The sequence below is a fragment of the Cryobacterium tagatosivorans genome (genome assembly GCF_004402215.1).
Lineage (GTDB): Bacteria > Actinomycetota > Actinomycetes > Actinomycetales > Microbacteriaceae > Cryobacterium > Cryobacterium tagatosivorans.
Genome location: NZ_SOEZ01000069.1, coordinates 34,852 through 49,145 on the forward strand (window position 1 = coordinate 34,852; position 14,294 = coordinate 49,145).

The 14,294-nt window shown below is 70.5% G+C and carries 14 protein-coding genes; 12 read left to right on the forward strand and 2 right to left on the reverse strand.

Annotated elements, in window-relative coordinates:
• From E3O23_RS14080 to E3O23_RS14110, 7 genes are all read left to right on the forward strand, one after another.
• Positions 1 to 768 carry a PP2C family protein-serine/threonine phosphatase gene (locus tag E3O23_RS14080; protein WP_241983488.1) on the forward strand — a complete coding sequence of 256 codons (768 nt, stop codon included), beginning with the start codon at positions 1 to 3 and terminating at the stop codon, positions 766 to 768.
• 145 nt (positions 769 to 913) lie between these two features.
• Positions 914 to 2,443 (forward strand): 3-isopropylmalate dehydratase large subunit, encoded by a 1,530-nt coding sequence (gene leuC / locus E3O23_RS14085; protein WP_134492016.1) that lies wholly within the window; start codon positions 914 to 916, stop codon positions 2,441 to 2,443.
• Between the two features lie 2 nt (positions 2,444 to 2,445).
• On the forward strand, positions 2,446 to 3,063 hold the full coding sequence (gene leuD, locus E3O23_RS14090; protein ID WP_134492018.1) for a 3-isopropylmalate dehydratase small subunit: 618 nt from the start codon (positions 2,446 to 2,448) through the stop codon (positions 3,061 to 3,063).
• A gap of 11 nt (positions 3,064 to 3,074) precedes the next feature.
• Positions 3,075 to 4,442: a UDP-N-acetylglucosamine 1-carboxyvinyltransferase gene (murA, locus tag E3O23_RS14095; RefSeq protein ID WP_134492020.1), complete on the forward strand. Its 1,368-nt coding sequence runs from the start codon at positions 3,075 to 3,077 to the stop codon at positions 4,440 to 4,442.
• Positions 4,443 to 4,510: 68 nt separating this feature from the next.
• Positions 4,511 to 5,275, forward strand: a complete 765-nt coding sequence (locus E3O23_RS14100) for a lysophospholipid acyltransferase family protein (protein WP_134492076.1) — start codon at positions 4,511 to 4,513, stop codon at positions 5,273 to 5,275.
• Positions 5,265 to 6,392, forward strand: a complete 1,128-nt coding sequence (locus E3O23_RS14105; protein ID WP_134492022.1) for an NAD(P)H-dependent glycerol-3-phosphate dehydrogenase — start codon at positions 5,265 to 5,267, stop codon at positions 6,390 to 6,392. The genes E3O23_RS14100 and E3O23_RS14105 overlap by 11 nt, the downstream gene beginning before the upstream one ends.
• Complete coding sequence (locus E3O23_RS14110) at positions 6,295 to 7,383, forward strand: D-alanine--D-alanine ligase family protein (protein ID WP_134492024.1); 1,089 nt, start codon at positions 6,295 to 6,297, stop codon at positions 7,381 to 7,383. Before E3O23_RS14105 ends, E3O23_RS14110 begins: the two co-directional genes overlap by 98 nt.
• A gap of 82 nt (positions 7,384 to 7,465) precedes the next feature.
• Here E3O23_RS14110 and E3O23_RS14115 read toward each other — a convergent pair whose 3' ends face one another.
• Positions 7,466 to 7,960, reverse strand: coding sequence for a DUF3515 family protein (locus tag E3O23_RS14115; RefSeq protein ID WP_134492026.1), 495 nt, complete (start codon positions 7,958 to 7,960; stop codon positions 7,466 to 7,468).
• A gap of 24 nt (positions 7,961 to 7,984) precedes the next feature.
• Here E3O23_RS14115 and thiL point away from each other — a divergent pair, with 24 nt between their 5' ends.
• Positions 7,985 to 8,992, forward strand: a complete 1,008-nt coding sequence (gene thiL, locus E3O23_RS14120) for a thiamine-phosphate kinase (RefSeq protein ID WP_134492028.1) — start codon at positions 7,985 to 7,987, stop codon at positions 8,990 to 8,992.
• Positions 8,993 to 8,999: 7 nt separating this feature from the next.
• Here thiL and rsmD read toward each other — a convergent pair whose 3' ends face one another.
• Positions 9,000 to 9,572, reverse strand: coding sequence for a 16S rRNA (guanine(966)-N(2))-methyltransferase RsmD (rsmD, locus tag E3O23_RS14125; protein ID WP_134492030.1), 573 nt, complete (start codon positions 9,570 to 9,572; stop codon positions 9,000 to 9,002).
• A gap of 62 nt (positions 9,573 to 9,634) precedes the next feature.
• Here rsmD and E3O23_RS14130 point away from each other — a divergent pair, with 62 nt between their 5' ends.
• The 4 genes from E3O23_RS14130 (at position 9,635) to E3O23_RS14145 (ending at position 14,290) form a co-directional block, all read left to right on the forward strand.
• Positions 9,635 to 10,426, forward strand: a complete 792-nt coding sequence (locus E3O23_RS14130) for a tetratricopeptide repeat protein (protein ID WP_134492032.1) — start codon at positions 9,635 to 9,637, stop codon at positions 10,424 to 10,426.
• Positions 10,423 to 12,699 carry an ATP-dependent DNA helicase RecG gene (locus E3O23_RS14135; protein WP_134492034.1) on the forward strand — a complete coding sequence of 759 codons (2,277 nt, stop codon included), beginning with the start codon at positions 10,423 to 10,425 and terminating at the stop codon, positions 12,697 to 12,699. Before E3O23_RS14130 ends, E3O23_RS14135 begins: the two co-directional genes overlap by 4 nt.
• Positions 12,700 to 12,764: 65 nt before the next feature.
• The gene (coaD, locus tag E3O23_RS14140; RefSeq protein ID WP_134492036.1) at positions 12,765 to 13,253 is read left to right on the forward strand and encodes a pantetheine-phosphate adenylyltransferase; all 489 of its coding nucleotides are present in this window, start codon (positions 12,765 to 12,767) and stop codon (positions 13,251 to 13,253) included.
• Positions 13,250 to 14,290 (forward strand): AAA family ATPase, encoded by a 1,041-nt coding sequence (locus E3O23_RS14145; RefSeq protein ID WP_134492038.1) that lies wholly within the window; start codon positions 13,250 to 13,252, stop codon positions 14,288 to 14,290. The genes coaD and E3O23_RS14145 overlap by 4 nt, the downstream gene beginning before the upstream one ends.
• Positions 14,291 to 14,294: the final 4 nt, after the last annotated feature.

Here is a 14,294-nt window from a genome sequence, read left to right on the forward strand (position 1 = left end):
GTGTTCAGCGCCCGATCCGACGTCGGCTCCGTGCGCGCGGTCAACGAGGACAGCGTCCTGGCGCAGTCCCCGGTCTTCCTCGTCGCCGACGGGATGGGCGGCCACGCCCGCGGCGACCTCGCCAGCCAGACGGTCATCGGGGTGTTCGAGGAACACATCGAAGCGGATGTCCCCTCGACCCCCGAGCGCATCCTCGACGCCATCCACTCGTCCAACGACGCCGTCCGCGACCTCAGCGCCGTCGGTGACATCGGCGCGGCCGTGTCCGGAACAACCCTGGCCGGGGTCGCCTTCGTGGACGCCGGGGACGACGAAGGCTTCCACTGGATGGCGTTCAACGTCGGGGACTCCCGCATCTACACCTGGGACGGCGTTCGGCTCGAGCAACTGAGCGTCGACCACTCCGCCGTGCAGGAAATGGTCGACGCCGGGCTGATCTCCGCGGCGGACGCCGAGAAGCACCCCGAGCGCAACGTGATCACCAGGGCCATCGGCGCCGACGAGTTCGTCGACACCGACGTCTGGCTCCTCTCCGCGGCCGACCGGCAGGCGTTCCTGGTCTGCTCCGACGGGCTCACCAAGGAACTCGATTCGGATGACATCACGCGCGTGCTCCTGGCCCACACCGACCAGGCCGAGGGCCGGGGAAGCGTCGCGGACGCCCTCGTCGACGAGGCCATCGCCCGCGGCGGACGCGACAACGTGACCGTGGTGTTCGTCGAGTCGCGGCCGGAGCCGCTGCCCGGCGAGGGGACGCCGTCCGCCTGACTGGACGACAGGCCGAGGTGTTAGCCTGAATGGATGCTTAACGGTCTGCTTCTTCTTCCTTGCCGCGACGGGTCCCAGTTCTGAGGCCACGCCCGTCGCGGAGTCCGTTGTCGGCTGTTCCCCATTCCCAGGAAGACGCACACTCATGACTAACGCAGCACTCACGGGCGAACGCCCACGCACCCTGGCCGAAAAGGTCTGGGACAAACACCTCGTCGCCAAGGGCGAAGACGGCACGCCCGACCTCATCTACATCGACCTGCACCTCGTGCACGAGGTCACCAGCCCGCAGGCCTTCGACGGCCTGCGCCTGGCCGGGCGGCCCCTGCGTCGCCCCGACCTGACCATTGCGACGGAAGACCACAACACCCCGACGCTGCACATCGACCGGCCGATCGCCGACGTCACCAGCCGCACCCAGATCGAAACGCTGCGCAGCAACTGCGCCGAATTCGGCGTCCGGCTGCACTCGCTCGGCGACATCGAGCAGGGCATCGTGCACGTCGTGGGCCCGCAGCTCGGGCTGACCCAGCCGGGCATCACCGTCGTCTGTGGCGACTCGCACACGTCCACGCACGGCGCCTTCGGGGCCATGGCGTTCGGCATCGGCACGAGCGAGGTGGAGCACGTCATGGCCACCCAGACCCTGCCGTTGAAGCCGTTCAAGACGATGGCCATCACCGTCGAGGGGACGCTGCGCCCCGGGGTCAGCGCGAAGGACATCATCCTCGCGGTCATCGCGAAGATCGGCACCGGCGGCGGGCAGGGCTACGTTCTCGAGTTCCGCGGCAGCGCGATCCGTTCCCTTTCCATGGAGGGCCGGATGACGATCTGCAACATGTCGATCGAGGCCGGCGCCCGCGCGGGCATGATCGCCCCCGACGCCACCACCTACGAGTACCTCCGCGGCCGCGCGCACGCACCCTCCGGCGCGGACTGGGACGACGCCGTCGCGTACTGGGAAACCCTCGCGACCGACGAGGGGGCCGGCTTCGACGCCGAGGTCGTGCTCGACGCCGATGCCCTCGAGCCCTTCGTCACCTGGGGCACCAACCCCGGCCAGGGCGTCTCGCTGAGCGACACCGTGCCGAACCCCGAAACCATCACGGACGATAATGAGCGGGCCGCCGCCGAGCGCGCCCTCGAGTACATGGACCTCGCCGCAGGCACGCCGATGAAGCAGATCCGGGTGGACACCGTCTTCCTCGGCTCCTGCACGAACAGCCGGGTCGAGGACCTGCGGGCCGCCGCCGAGATCGTCAAGGGTCGCACGCTCGCCGACGGCGTGCGGATGCTCGTCGTGCCGGGCTCCGCCCGCGTGCGCATCGAGGCCGAGGCCGAGGGCCTCGACAAGATCTTCACCGACTTCGGAGCGGAGTGGCGCTTCGCCGGCTGTTCGATGTGCCTCGGCATGAATCCCGACCAGCTCGCCCCGGGGGAGCGCTGCGCGTCCACCAGCAACCGCAACTTCGAGGGCCGGCAGGGCAAGGGCGGACGCACCCACCTGGTCTCCCCGCTCGTCGCCGCGGCCACCGCCATCCGGGGCACCCTGTCGAGTCCGTGGGACCTCGCCGCCGACCTGGCCGCGGGCGCTACCTCGCACACGGCCTCGCACACGGCCTCGCACACGGCCTCGCACACGGCCTCGAACACGGCCTCGAACGGAGAGAAGTAACCATGCAGAAATTCCACGCCGTCACCGGGATCGCCGTTCCCCTGCGCCGCTCCAACGTCGACACCGACCAGATCATCCCCGCCGTCTACCTCAAGCGGGTGACGAAGACCGGCTTCGAGGATGCCCTCTTCGCGGCCTGGCGCCAGGACCCCGAGTTCGTGCTGAACAAGCCGGCCTACCGCGGGGCCCGCGTGCTCGTCGCCGGCGCCGACTTCGGCACCGGCTCCTCCCGCGAACACGCCGTCTGGGCGCTCCGCGACTACGGTTTCGACGTCGTGCTGAGCCCGCGCTTCGGCGACATCTTCCGGGGCAACTCCGGCAAGCAGGGCCTGCTCGCCGGGGAGATCTCCGAGGCGGACGCCGAGACCCTGTGGACCGTGCTGGAATCCGACCCCGGACTGGAACTGACCGTCGACCTGGTCGACAGGACGGTGCGGGTCGGCGACCTCACAGTCTCGTTCGAGATCGATGATTACACTAGATGGCGGCTGCTCGAAGGCCTCGACGATATTGGATTGACCCTGCGTGACGAGGCGCGGATATCGGAATTCGAATCGACGCGGGAGCCCTGGCTTCCCCGCACTCTCCCCGCACTCTCTTCCCCCGACGTCACCCCGTAAGCAGGTAATCCGTGAGCACACTCATCCAGGACGCGCAGAACCACGGCGCAGCCGTCGGCCTCAACGGCGACCGCATCACCATCCGTGGCGGCATCCCGCTCGTCGGCCGCATCGAGCTGAAGGGCGCGAAGAACCTGGTCACCAAGGCCATGGTGGCCGCGCTCCTGGGCGAGAGCCCCAGCGTGCTCAAGAACGTGCCCAACATCAGCGATGTGCGCATCGTCCGCGGCCTGCTCGAGGTGCACGGCGTCAAGGTGTCCGAGGGCGAGGAAGAGGGCGAGTTGCTGCTCGACCCGATCGACGTCGAGAGCGCGCACTTCGCCGCCATCGACGCGCACGCCGGCTCGTCGCGCATCCCTATCCTGTTCTGCGGCCCGCTGCTGCACCGCCTCGGCGAGGCTTTCATCCCCGACCTCGGCGGCTGCCGCATCGGCGACCGCCCGATCGACTTCCACCTCGACGTCCTGCGCAAATTCGGCGCCGTCGTCGAGAAGCAGGAGAGCGGCATCCGGATGTCCGCCCCGAACGGTCTCAAGGGCGCCAAGCTCGAGCTGCCCTACCCGAGCGTCGGAGCGACGGAGCAGGTTCTCCTGACCGCCGTGCGCGCGGAGGGCATCACCGAACTCAAGGGTGCGGCCATCGAGCCGGAGATCATGGATCTCATCAACATCCTGCAGAAAATGGGCGCGATCATCACGGTCGACACCGACCGGGTCATCCGGATCGAGGGCGTCAAGCACCTCGAGGGTTACAACCACCGGGCGCTGTTCGACCGCAACGAGGCGGCCAGCTGGGCCGCCGCGGCCCTGGCGACCGACGGCGACATCTTCGTCGGCGGCGCCAAACAGCCGGAAATGCTCACCTTCCTCAACGTCTTCCGCAAGGTCGGCGGCGCCTTCGACATCCACGACGACGGCATCCGTTTCTACCACCCGGGCGGCGACCTCAAGCCCGTCGTGATCGAAACGGATGTTCACCCCGGCTTCATGACCGACTGGCAGCAGCCGCTCGTGATCGCCCTGACCAAGGCCAAGGGCACCTCGATCGTGCACGAGACCGTCTATGAGCAGCGGTTCGGCTTCGTCGACGCGCTCATCGAGATGGGCGCCACGATCCAGATCCACAAGGAGTGCCTGGGTGGGCACCCGTGCCGTTTCGGCCAGCGCAACTTCAACCACTCGGCCGTCATCACGGGCCCGACGAAGCTGCACGGCGCCGACATCGAGGTCCCCGACCTCCGCGGCGGGTTCAGCCACCTGATTGCCGCGCTCAGCGCCGACGGCACCTCCACCGTCAGCAACGTGGGGATCATCAGCCGCGGCTACGAGAACTTCATCACCAAGCTCCAATTGCTCGGCGCTGACTTCGACCTCGAGTGACTCGCACGTCGAGTGATTCGCACGTCGACGCCGGGGGAGACAGGGATAATAGGGACGTGCCACAGCCGATGACGCCTGACCAGAACACCCGGACCCGTTCGGAGAAGAGTCGACCGTCTTTCTTCTGGCTGCTGGCCGCCATCATCCTGCCGGTCATGAACCTGGCGACGCGCTTCCGGATGGTCGACGGCGAGAAGCTGCCGCGGTCGGGGGCGTTCGTACTCGCGCCGAACCATTACAGCGAGATCGACCCGGTCGTGATGGGCGTCGTGTGCTGGAAGCTGGGCCGGATGCCCCGGTTCCTGGCCAAGGCATCCGTCTTCACGATCCCCGTCGTCGGCTGGCTGCTGCGGAAATCCGGCCAGATCCCGGTCCAGCGCGGCGGATCGGTGCGCGGCAGCGAGCCCGTCAAGGCCGCCCAGCGCCTCGTCGCCAATGGCCAGATGGTCGTCGTCTACCCGGAGGGATCGCTCACCCGGGACCCTGACCTCTGGCCCATGCGCGGCAAGACCGGAGCCGTGCGCATCTCCCTCGAGCACAACATCCCGATCATCCCGGCCGCCCACTGGGGCGCGCAGGAGATCCTCGGGCGGTACTCCAAGAAGTTCCGTCTCTTCCCCCGCAAGACCGTGCACATCAAGATCGGCGACCCGGTCGACCTCGACCGGTTCCGCGGCCGCCCCCTCGACAGCGCGTCGCTGAACGAGGCAACCGCCATCGTCATGGACGCCATCACCCGTTTGCTCGAAGACCTCCGCGGGGAGAGGGCGCCGAACACGCGCTGGAACCCGTCGGAGCACGACCAGAAAGAGACCGGCCGTTTTGAAGCCTAAGGTTCAGCCAGGCAAACGTGTTGCCGTTCTCGGTGCCGGAAGTTGGGGCACGACCTTTGCGAAGATCCTCGCCGACGGCGGCGCCGACGTCATGCTGTGGGCCCGCCGGCCCGAGCTGGCCCGGGAAATCTCGGAGGGCCGCCGCAACAGCGACTACCTGCCCGGAATCAACCTGCCCGTCGGCCTCCGCGCCACCTCACGGCTCGACCTGGCCCTCCTCGGCGCCGAGCAGGTCTTCGTCTCCGTGCCGAGCCAGTCGCTGCGGGAAAACCTGGTCCAGGCCCAGCCCTACATCTCCGAGAACGCCATCGTCGTCTCGCTGATGAAGGGCGTCGAACGCTCCTCCGGGATGCGGATGAGCGCCATCATCGAGCAGGTCCTGCAGATCGACCCCGCGCGCATCGCGGCGATTTCCGGCCCGAACCTGGCCCTCGAGATCGCCAAGGAACAGCCGACCGCCGCCGTGGTCTCCTCGGCCAGCCTCGAAACCGCCCAGGCCGTTGCCGTGCTTGCCACCACCCGCTACTTCCGTTCCTACGTCAACACGGATGTCATCGGCACCGAGTTCGGCGGGGTGCTGAAGAACCTCATCGCCCTGGCCATCGGCATCGTCGACGGGGTGGGCTACGGCGAGAACACGAAGGCGGCGATCATCACCCGCGGTCTCGTCGAGATGACCGATTTCTCGGTCGCCTACGGGGCGCATCCGGAGACCCTGGCCGGACTGGCCGGCCTGGGCGACCTGATCGCGACCTGCCAGTCGCCGCTCTCCCGCAACAATACGGCCGGGCGCCTCCTCGGCCAGGGCTACAGCTACAACGACGTCGTCAAGCAGATGCAGCAGACCACGGAGGGCCTCGCCTCGGTCGGCCCGATCCTCGAGCTGGCCCGCGCCCGGGGCGTCGAGATGCCCATCGTCGAGCAGGTGCGGCAGGTGCTGGCCGGTACGCTGAAACCTCGGGATCTTGCGCCTCACCTGACCACAGACTCAGACGAACCGCAGGGCGAAAGGACGACGGATGACGGACAAGCTCACGGTGGCGCTGCTCTTTGGGGGGCGTTCAAGCGAACATTCGATCAGTTGCGCCACGGCGGGCGGGGTCCTGGCGGCAATTGACCGCGACCGGTTCACGGTCATCCCGATCGGGATCACCCCGGACGGCGCCTTCGTGCTCGAGGCCGACGACCCGGCCCGGTTCCGCCTGAACGCCGAGGCGCTGCCCCGCGTGGCCGACAACGGCACCCGCGTGCGCTGGCCGGACAGTACGAAGACCCGCGAACTGACCGTCACCGACGCCGACGGGACCCGGTCCCTGGGCCAGGTCGACCTCGTCTTCCCGATCCTGCACGGCCCCTTCGGCGAGGACGGCACCGTGCAGGGCATGCTCGAACTCGTCGGCCTGCCCTACGTCGGCTCCGGGGTGCTCGCCTCGGCGCTCGGCATGGACAAGCACTTCACCAAGACCGTCTTCCAGCAGGCCTCCCTGCCCGTCGCGCCGTGGCGCACGATCACGGCCGAGGACTGGGCCGAGGCCCCCGGCATGGCGTACGCCGCGCTCGAGGAGCTCGGCTTCCCCGCCTTCGTCAAGCCGGCCCGGGCCGGTTCCAGCGTCGGCGTGAGCAAGGTGTCCACGTCGGAGCAGCTCGCCGACGCGATGGCCGTGGCCCTGGCCGAGGACAGCAAGGTCCTGATCGAGGCCGCCTTGGTGGGCCGCGAACTCGAAATCGCGGTGCTGCAGGGCCGTCCGGGGGAGCCTTCCAGGGCATCCGTCGCCGGCGAGGTCATCGTCAGCGGACGTGACTTCTACGACTTCGACGCTAAGTACCTGGACGCCCCCGGGATCGACCTGGTCTGCCCGGCGGCGCTCGGCGAGGCCGAGCTGGACGTCATGCGGAAGCTGGCGATCCGGGCGTTCGACGCGATCGACGGCGCCGGCCTGGCCCGGGTGGACTTCTTCCTCACCGCGAACGGCTGGGTGATCAACGAGATCAACACGATGCCGGGGTTCACCCCGATCTCGATGTTCCCGAGCTGCTGGCTGGCCAGCGGCTACACCTACCCGGAGCTCATCGACGAACTCATCGACGTCGCCCTCTCCCGCCGCTGACCCGCCGGCCGACCCCCGCGAAACCGCAGTTGTGCACGTTATGAGCGCCGTTTAGCGCGCACAACTGCGTTTTCGCGGTGGGTTAGGGCGCGGGCGGGAGGGTGACGTCTTCGGCGCCGAGGCACTCGCCGGTCGCCGGGATGCTCGATACGGCGCCGGTCAGGTCCACCAGGACCGTGGAGCCGCTCACCTTCTCCGAGTCGACGACGAGTTCGGTCGCCGGGTCGCGCCCGAACGTCGTGTAGCGGTAGAGCGGCGCGTCCGAGTCGTCCTCGATCCAGTCGACGCCGTTGATGCTGATGCAGGGCAGGGTCGTCGGACCGGGAACCTCGACGCCGCAGTGCAGCAGCACGACGGCCGGATCGCCCCACGCGCCGGTCGCCTGCGCGTTCGTCTCGCGTTCGGGCAGGTCGGCCACGGCCGCCGGTAGGTGCACGACCAGGTCCGCGCAGGCCGGGTTCACGGCATCCGCGGCGGGTTCGAGGGGGACGATCGCGACGCAGCCGGTGAGCGCAACGGTGGCCGCGAGAAGGGCGAGCACGGCGGCCGCGCGCGGCGCCGGGAATCTGGAAGTCATCGCATTCAGGCTACCGTTTGATGCATGACGAATGCTGCGGGCGCGAAGGCGACCACAACCGAGACGCTCGCCGGGCTGAGCGAGGGTGAGGTGCTCGCCCGCATCTTCCCCCGGCTGCCCGCCGCGGATGCCGCCGTGGTCGGCCCCGGCGACGACGCCGCCGTCATCGCGGCCCCCGACGGGCGGTACGTCGTCACGACGGACATGATGATCCACGGCCCCGACTTCCGGCTGGCCTGGTCCACCCCGCACGACCTGGGCTGGAAGGCGGCGGCGACGAACCTGTCGGATGTCGCGGCCATGGGCGCCAGGCCGACCGCCCTGGTCGTGGCCATCGCCGCGCCGCCGCACACGCCGATCACGGTGATCGAGGGCATCGCGGACGGCCTGCGCGACTGCTGCGAGGCGCTCGCGCCCGGCTGCGGAGTCGTCGGCGGCGACCTGTCGGCCTCGGACACGCTGACGATCGCGGTGACCGCCTTCGGCGATCTGGAGGGCCGTGCGCCCGTGCTGCGGTCGGGTGCGCGCCCCGGCGACGTCGTCGCGCTCGCGGGCGGACTCGGCGACGCGGGCGCCGGCCTCGAGTTGCTGTTCCGGCGTGCCGTCGACGCCGAGGGGCACCCGAACGCCGAACTCGCCGCGGCGCTTCGGGAGACGCACCCCGAACAGCTCGCCGCGCAGTTCACCCCCGTGCCGCCGCTCGAGTGCGGCCCGGCCGCCGCGCGTGCCGGGGCGACGGCGATGCTGGACGTGTCCGACGGACTGGCCCTCGACGGCGGACGCCTGGCCCGGGCCAGCGGCGTGGCGATCGACTTCGACTCCGCGGCCCTGGGCGACCGGATCGAACTGGCCCTCGGCGGTGGCGAAGACCACGGCCTGCTCGCCACCTTCCCGCCGGGAACGGTCCTCCCCGACGGCTTCCGCGCCCTCGGCGTGGTCACCGCCGGTGCCGGGGCCATCCTCGTCGACGGTGCCCCGCACACCCAGAACGGCTGGGACCCCTACCGCGGCTGGGACGGCGCTGCCGGCTAGCGAGGTGTCAGGGGACGGCGGGGGACGCGGTCCAGACGGTGGTGTCGCCGTAGTCCTTGCGGCGCTCCAGGCGCAGGCCGGGGCCCCAGGCGGGCTCGGGGGAGCGGGAGCCCCGCTCCACGACGACGACGGCGTCCTCGTCGAGCAGGGGCGCCAGCGCGGCCAGGTTGCCGGCGAGCTCGGTCTCGGGAAGGTCGTAGGGCGGGTCGAGGAATACGAGGTCGAAGCCCTCCCCGGTCGAGGCCAGGAACGGCTGCACCGACTGGCCGGAGACGAGGATCTTGAGCGAGCCGCCGGAGGGCGCCGCCCGCAACAGCGCCGCCACGTTCTTCTTGCACAGCTGTGCCGCCGCGAAGTTCTTCTCGACCAGGGTGACCACCCGGGCGCCGCGGCTGGCGGCCTCCAGGCCGAGGGCACCCGACCCCGCGTAGAGGTCGAGCACGCGCGCGCCGCGCACGGCGTCGCGGGCGTCGAGCGCGGAGAAGATCGCCTCGCGCACCCGGTCGCTCGTGGGCCGGGTGCCGGCCTTCGGCACTGCCAGGGTCAGAGAGCCGGCAAACCCGGCGATAATTCGCGTCATCTCTTCTCGAGCCTATCGCCCGGCGGGTACGGGGAGCGCGGCCGGGATGTCAGGATGGAGTCATGACTGCCTCCTCGCCGATCAGCCAGACCGTGCTCGACTCCCTCTGGGACTTCACCGACCCGGCAGCATCCGCCGAGAGATTCCGCAGCGCCGCTGCCGACGGCGAGCTCGATGATGCGGCGGCGGCCGTGCTGGCCACCCAGGCGGCGCGCGCCCTCGGCCTGCAGGGCAGGTTCGACGAGGGGCACGCCGTGCTCGACGAGGTCGCCGGCGCCTCCGATCCGGCCTCCGAGCGGGCCTCCGACCGGCCCTCCGCCCACGTGCTGGCCCGGGTGGCCCTCGAGCGTGGACGCCTCCTCCGCTCGGCCGGGCAGGCCGAGGAATCCGTGCCCTTCTTCACCCTGGCCGCGCGCGAGGCCGCAGCCGCCGGCGCCCAGTTCCTCGCGCTCGACGCCCTGCACATGCTCGCGCTCTCCGATGCCGGGCACGAGGAAGAGTGGGCCGCCGAGGGGCTCCTCGTGCTGGCGAAGGCCGCGGATGATCGCACGCGCCGCTGGGGAGTCTCCCTGCACAACAACCTCGCCTGGCACCTGCACGACTCCGGGCGTCCCGCTGAGGCCCTCACCGAGTTCGAGGCGGCGCTGGCCGCGGCCACGGCCGTCGGCACCGCCGAGCAACGCTTCATCGGACGCTGGGCCGTCGCCCGGTGCCTGCGCACCCTCGGCCGCACGGACGAGGCCCGCGCCATCCAGCAGGAGCTCGCGGCGGAGCGGCCGGACGACGAGTTCGTGCGCGCCGAACTCGCCGAACTCGCACCGGCGTCAGGGGAGCAGCCTACGATCGAATCATGACCGGATCGGATGCCGCCGCTGCGCACGGTGCCGCTGCGCACGGTGCCGCTGCGCGCGGCACGGATGCCTCCGCCCCGGTCACCCTGGACAGCAAGCTGCAGAACGTGCTCGGCGGGCGCACCGCCACCGCGCTCGCGAAGGCGTTCGGCGTCGCCACGGTCGGCGACCTGCTCAGCCACTACCCGCGCCGCTACGCCCGCCGCGGCGAGCTCACCGCGCTGAGCCAGCTGCCCGTCGACGAGAACGTCACGATCGTCGCCGAGGTCCTCGAGGTGCGCGAACGCAGCATGAAGGCCCGGCGTGGGTCCATCCTCGAGGTCAAGATCTCCGACGGCAAGGGCATCCTCACCCTCACCTTCTTCAACCAGGCCTGGCGCTCCCGGGAACTGTCGCCGGGGGTACGCGGCATCTTCGCCGGCAAGGTCTCCGACTACCGCGGGAACCTGCAACTGGCCCACCCCGACTACCAGCTCTTCGACGCCGAATCGGATGCCGCGCCACTGGACGCGACCGCCGCCAGGCGCTGGGCCGAAGCGCCGATCCCGATCTACCCCGCCACCGGGACGGTCGCGAGCTGGCAGGTGCAGAAGTCGATCGAGATCCTGTTGGACAGCCTGGCCGCCGTGCCGGACCCGCTCCCCGACGACCTGCGCGAGGAACGCGGGCTCCTGGCGCACAGCGCCGCCCTGGAGAAGATCCACCGGCCGCAGTCCGACACGGACTGGGACGCGGCCAGGGACACCCTCCGCTTCACCGAGGCGTTCGTTCTGCAGTGCGCGCTCGTGCAGCAGCACACCGTCCTCCGCGAGCGGCGCACCACCCCCCGGGTCCCCGTGCCCGGCGGCTTCCTCGAACGCTTCGACGCCGCGCTTTCATTCCGGCTCACCGCCGACCAGGACACCGTCGGCGCCGAGATCGCCCGCGACATCGCGCAGACCGCACCGATGAACCGGCTCGTGCAGGGCGAGGTCGGCTCCGGCAAGACGGTGGTCGCCCTCCGGGCCATGCTCGCCGTCGCCGACAGCGGCGGACAGGCCGCCCTCCTCGCCCCGACCGAGGTGCTCGCCGGGCAGCACCTCCGCTCGATCGTGGCCACCCTCGGACCGGACCTCGCCCCGGACCTCATGCCCGTGCTGCTGACCGGGCAGCTGCCGGTCGCCGACCGCCGCCGGGCCCTGCTCCGGATGGTCTCCGGCCAGGCTCGGATCGTGATCGGCACGCACGCGCTGCTGGGCGAATCCGTCTCCTTCTTCGACCTCGGCCTCGTCGTCGTCGACGAGCAGCACCGGTTCGGGGTCGACCAGCGCGAGGCCCTGCGCCTCAAGGGCGCCATCCCGCCGCACGTGCTCGTGCTCACCGCCACCCCGATCCCGCGCACGATCGCGATGACCGTGTTCGGTGACCTGGATGTCAGCACGATCGCCATGCTCCCGGCCGGACGCGCCGGAATCGAGAGCTTCGTCGTGCCGCTGGCCGACAAACCGACCTGGGCGCTCCGCGTCTGGGACCGGCTCGCCGAAGAACTCGCGCTCGGCCGCCAGGCCTTCGTCGTCTGCCCGGCGATCGCCCCGAAGCAGCCCGAGGAAGGCGAAACGATCGAGGGGGCGACGATCGACGGCGGCGCCAGGCCCGCCGGCGCCACGCCCGCCGATGCCGCCGCGCCGACCTCGGTCGAGACCCTGCTCGAGGAGCTCAAGCGCAAGCCGGCCCTCGCGTCGGCCCGGATCGCCCCGCTGCACGGCCGCATGACGAGCGAGCAGAAGGACCAGACCATGCGCGCGTTCGCCGCCGGCGAGATCGACGTGCTCGTCGCGACGACCGTCATCGAGGTCGGCGTCGACGTCGCCAACGCCTCGGCCATGGTGGTGATGGATGCCGACCGGTTCGGCGTCTCGCAGCTGCACCAGCTGCGCGGCAGAGTGGGCCGCGGCGGGGTGCCCGGGCTCTGCCTGCTCGTCACCACGGCCGAGTCCGGGTCGCTCGCGCGCGACCGCGTCGAAGCCGTCGCGGCCACCCTCGACGGCTTCGAACTGGCCCAGGTCGACCTGGAACTTCGCCAGGAGGGCGACGTGCTCGGCAGCATCCAGTCCGGCGGCCGGTCCTCGCTCCGGCTGCTGCGCGTCGCCACCGACGGCGACCTGATCGCGGAGGCCCGTGCCTACGCGCAGCGCCTCATCGGCGGCGACCCCGCCCTCCGCAGCGTCCCGCCGCTGCAGGAGGCGGTCCGGCGCCGGCTCGACGACTCGGAGCGGGCCTCGCTGAGCAAGGGCTGAGAGGTCGACGATGAGCTTGCCGGTATCGGCAGCGCCGGGCACGTCGTGGCGCTAGGGTGATTCGTATGCGCAGGATCGCCGTCGTCCCTGGATCATTCGACCCCGTCACGCTCGGTCACCTCGACGTGATCGAACGGGCCGCCGGGCTCTTCGACGAGCTCCACGTGCTCGTCGTGCACAACCCGGCCAAGACCGCCCTGCTGCCCATCACGCAGCGCGTCTCCCTGCTCGAACGGTCGATCCGCGACGCCGGACTGCCGGGAAACGTCGTCGTCGCGTCCTGGAGCGTCGGCCTGCTCGTCGACTACTGCGTCGAGGTCGGGGCCAGCGTGCTGGTCAAGGGCATCCGGTCGCAGATCGACGTGGCCTACGAAACGCCGATGGCGATCGTCAACCGCAACCTCGCCGCCGTGGAGACCATCTTCATGCTCCCCGACCCCGCCCACGCGCACGTCTCGAGCTCGCTGGTCCGCCAGGTCGCCGGGCTCGGCGGGGACATCTCCCCGTACGTCCCGCCGGCCGTGGCCTCCTACCTCCAGAGGTCGATGGTATGAACGCGTTCCCGACCGGAGTGCCGACGGATTCCGCCGTCGCGCCGGTCGCGCGTGGGGCAACGGTGACGTTCGCGGACGTGGCGAACGCGGGCCGCGCCATCATCGGCAACGTCGAAATGGTCATCGACGGCAAGCACTCCGCCGTGCAGACGGCGCTTACCGTGCTCCTGGCCGAGGGGCACCTGCTGATCGAGGACGTGCCGGGAGTCGGCAAGACCATGCTGGCCAAGGCGCTGGCCAGGTCGGTGGACTGCACGGTCAGCCGCATCCAGTTCACTCCCGACCTGCTGCCCTCCGATGTGACCGGGGTATCGGTCTTCAACCAGGCAGAGCGCCGGTTCGAATTCAAGCGCGGCGCGGTCTTCGCCAACATCGTGATCGGCGACGAGATCAACCGAGCCAGCCCCAAGACCCAGTCCGCGCTGCTCGAGTGCATGGAGGAGCGCCAGGTCACCGTGGACGGCACCACGTACCCGCTGGCCAGCCCGTTCACCGTCGTGGCGACCCAGAACCCGATCGAGATGGAGGGCACGTACGCGCTCCCGGAGGCGCAGCGTGACCGCTTCATGGCCCGGATCTCCATGGGCTACCCCGACACGGACTCCGAGCTGGCCATGCTCGACTCCCGCGACACCACGAGCCCGCTCGCGCTGATCGGGGCCGTCGTGTCCGGGGCGGAACTGCGGGCCATGATGACGACCGCGCGCAGCGTCTTCGCCTCCGGCGCGGTCAAGGAATACGCGGTCAACCTCGTGCGCGCCACGCGCGAAGACCGCGACCTCCGGCTCGGCGGCAGCCCCCGGGCCACCCTCCAGCTGATTCGGGCGGCCAAGGCGCAGGCGGCCCTCCACGGGCGCGAATACGTGCTCCCCGACGATATCGATTCGCTCGCGGTCGCCGTGCTCGGCCACCGGCTGGTTCCCACCAGCAGGGCGCTCGGACACCACCACCAGGACAGCGGCCCCCTCATCGAGGAGGTCGTCGCGCGGATCGTCGCCGCGACCCCGGTGCCGGTGGGGTCGCAGGCCCGACCCTGACGCC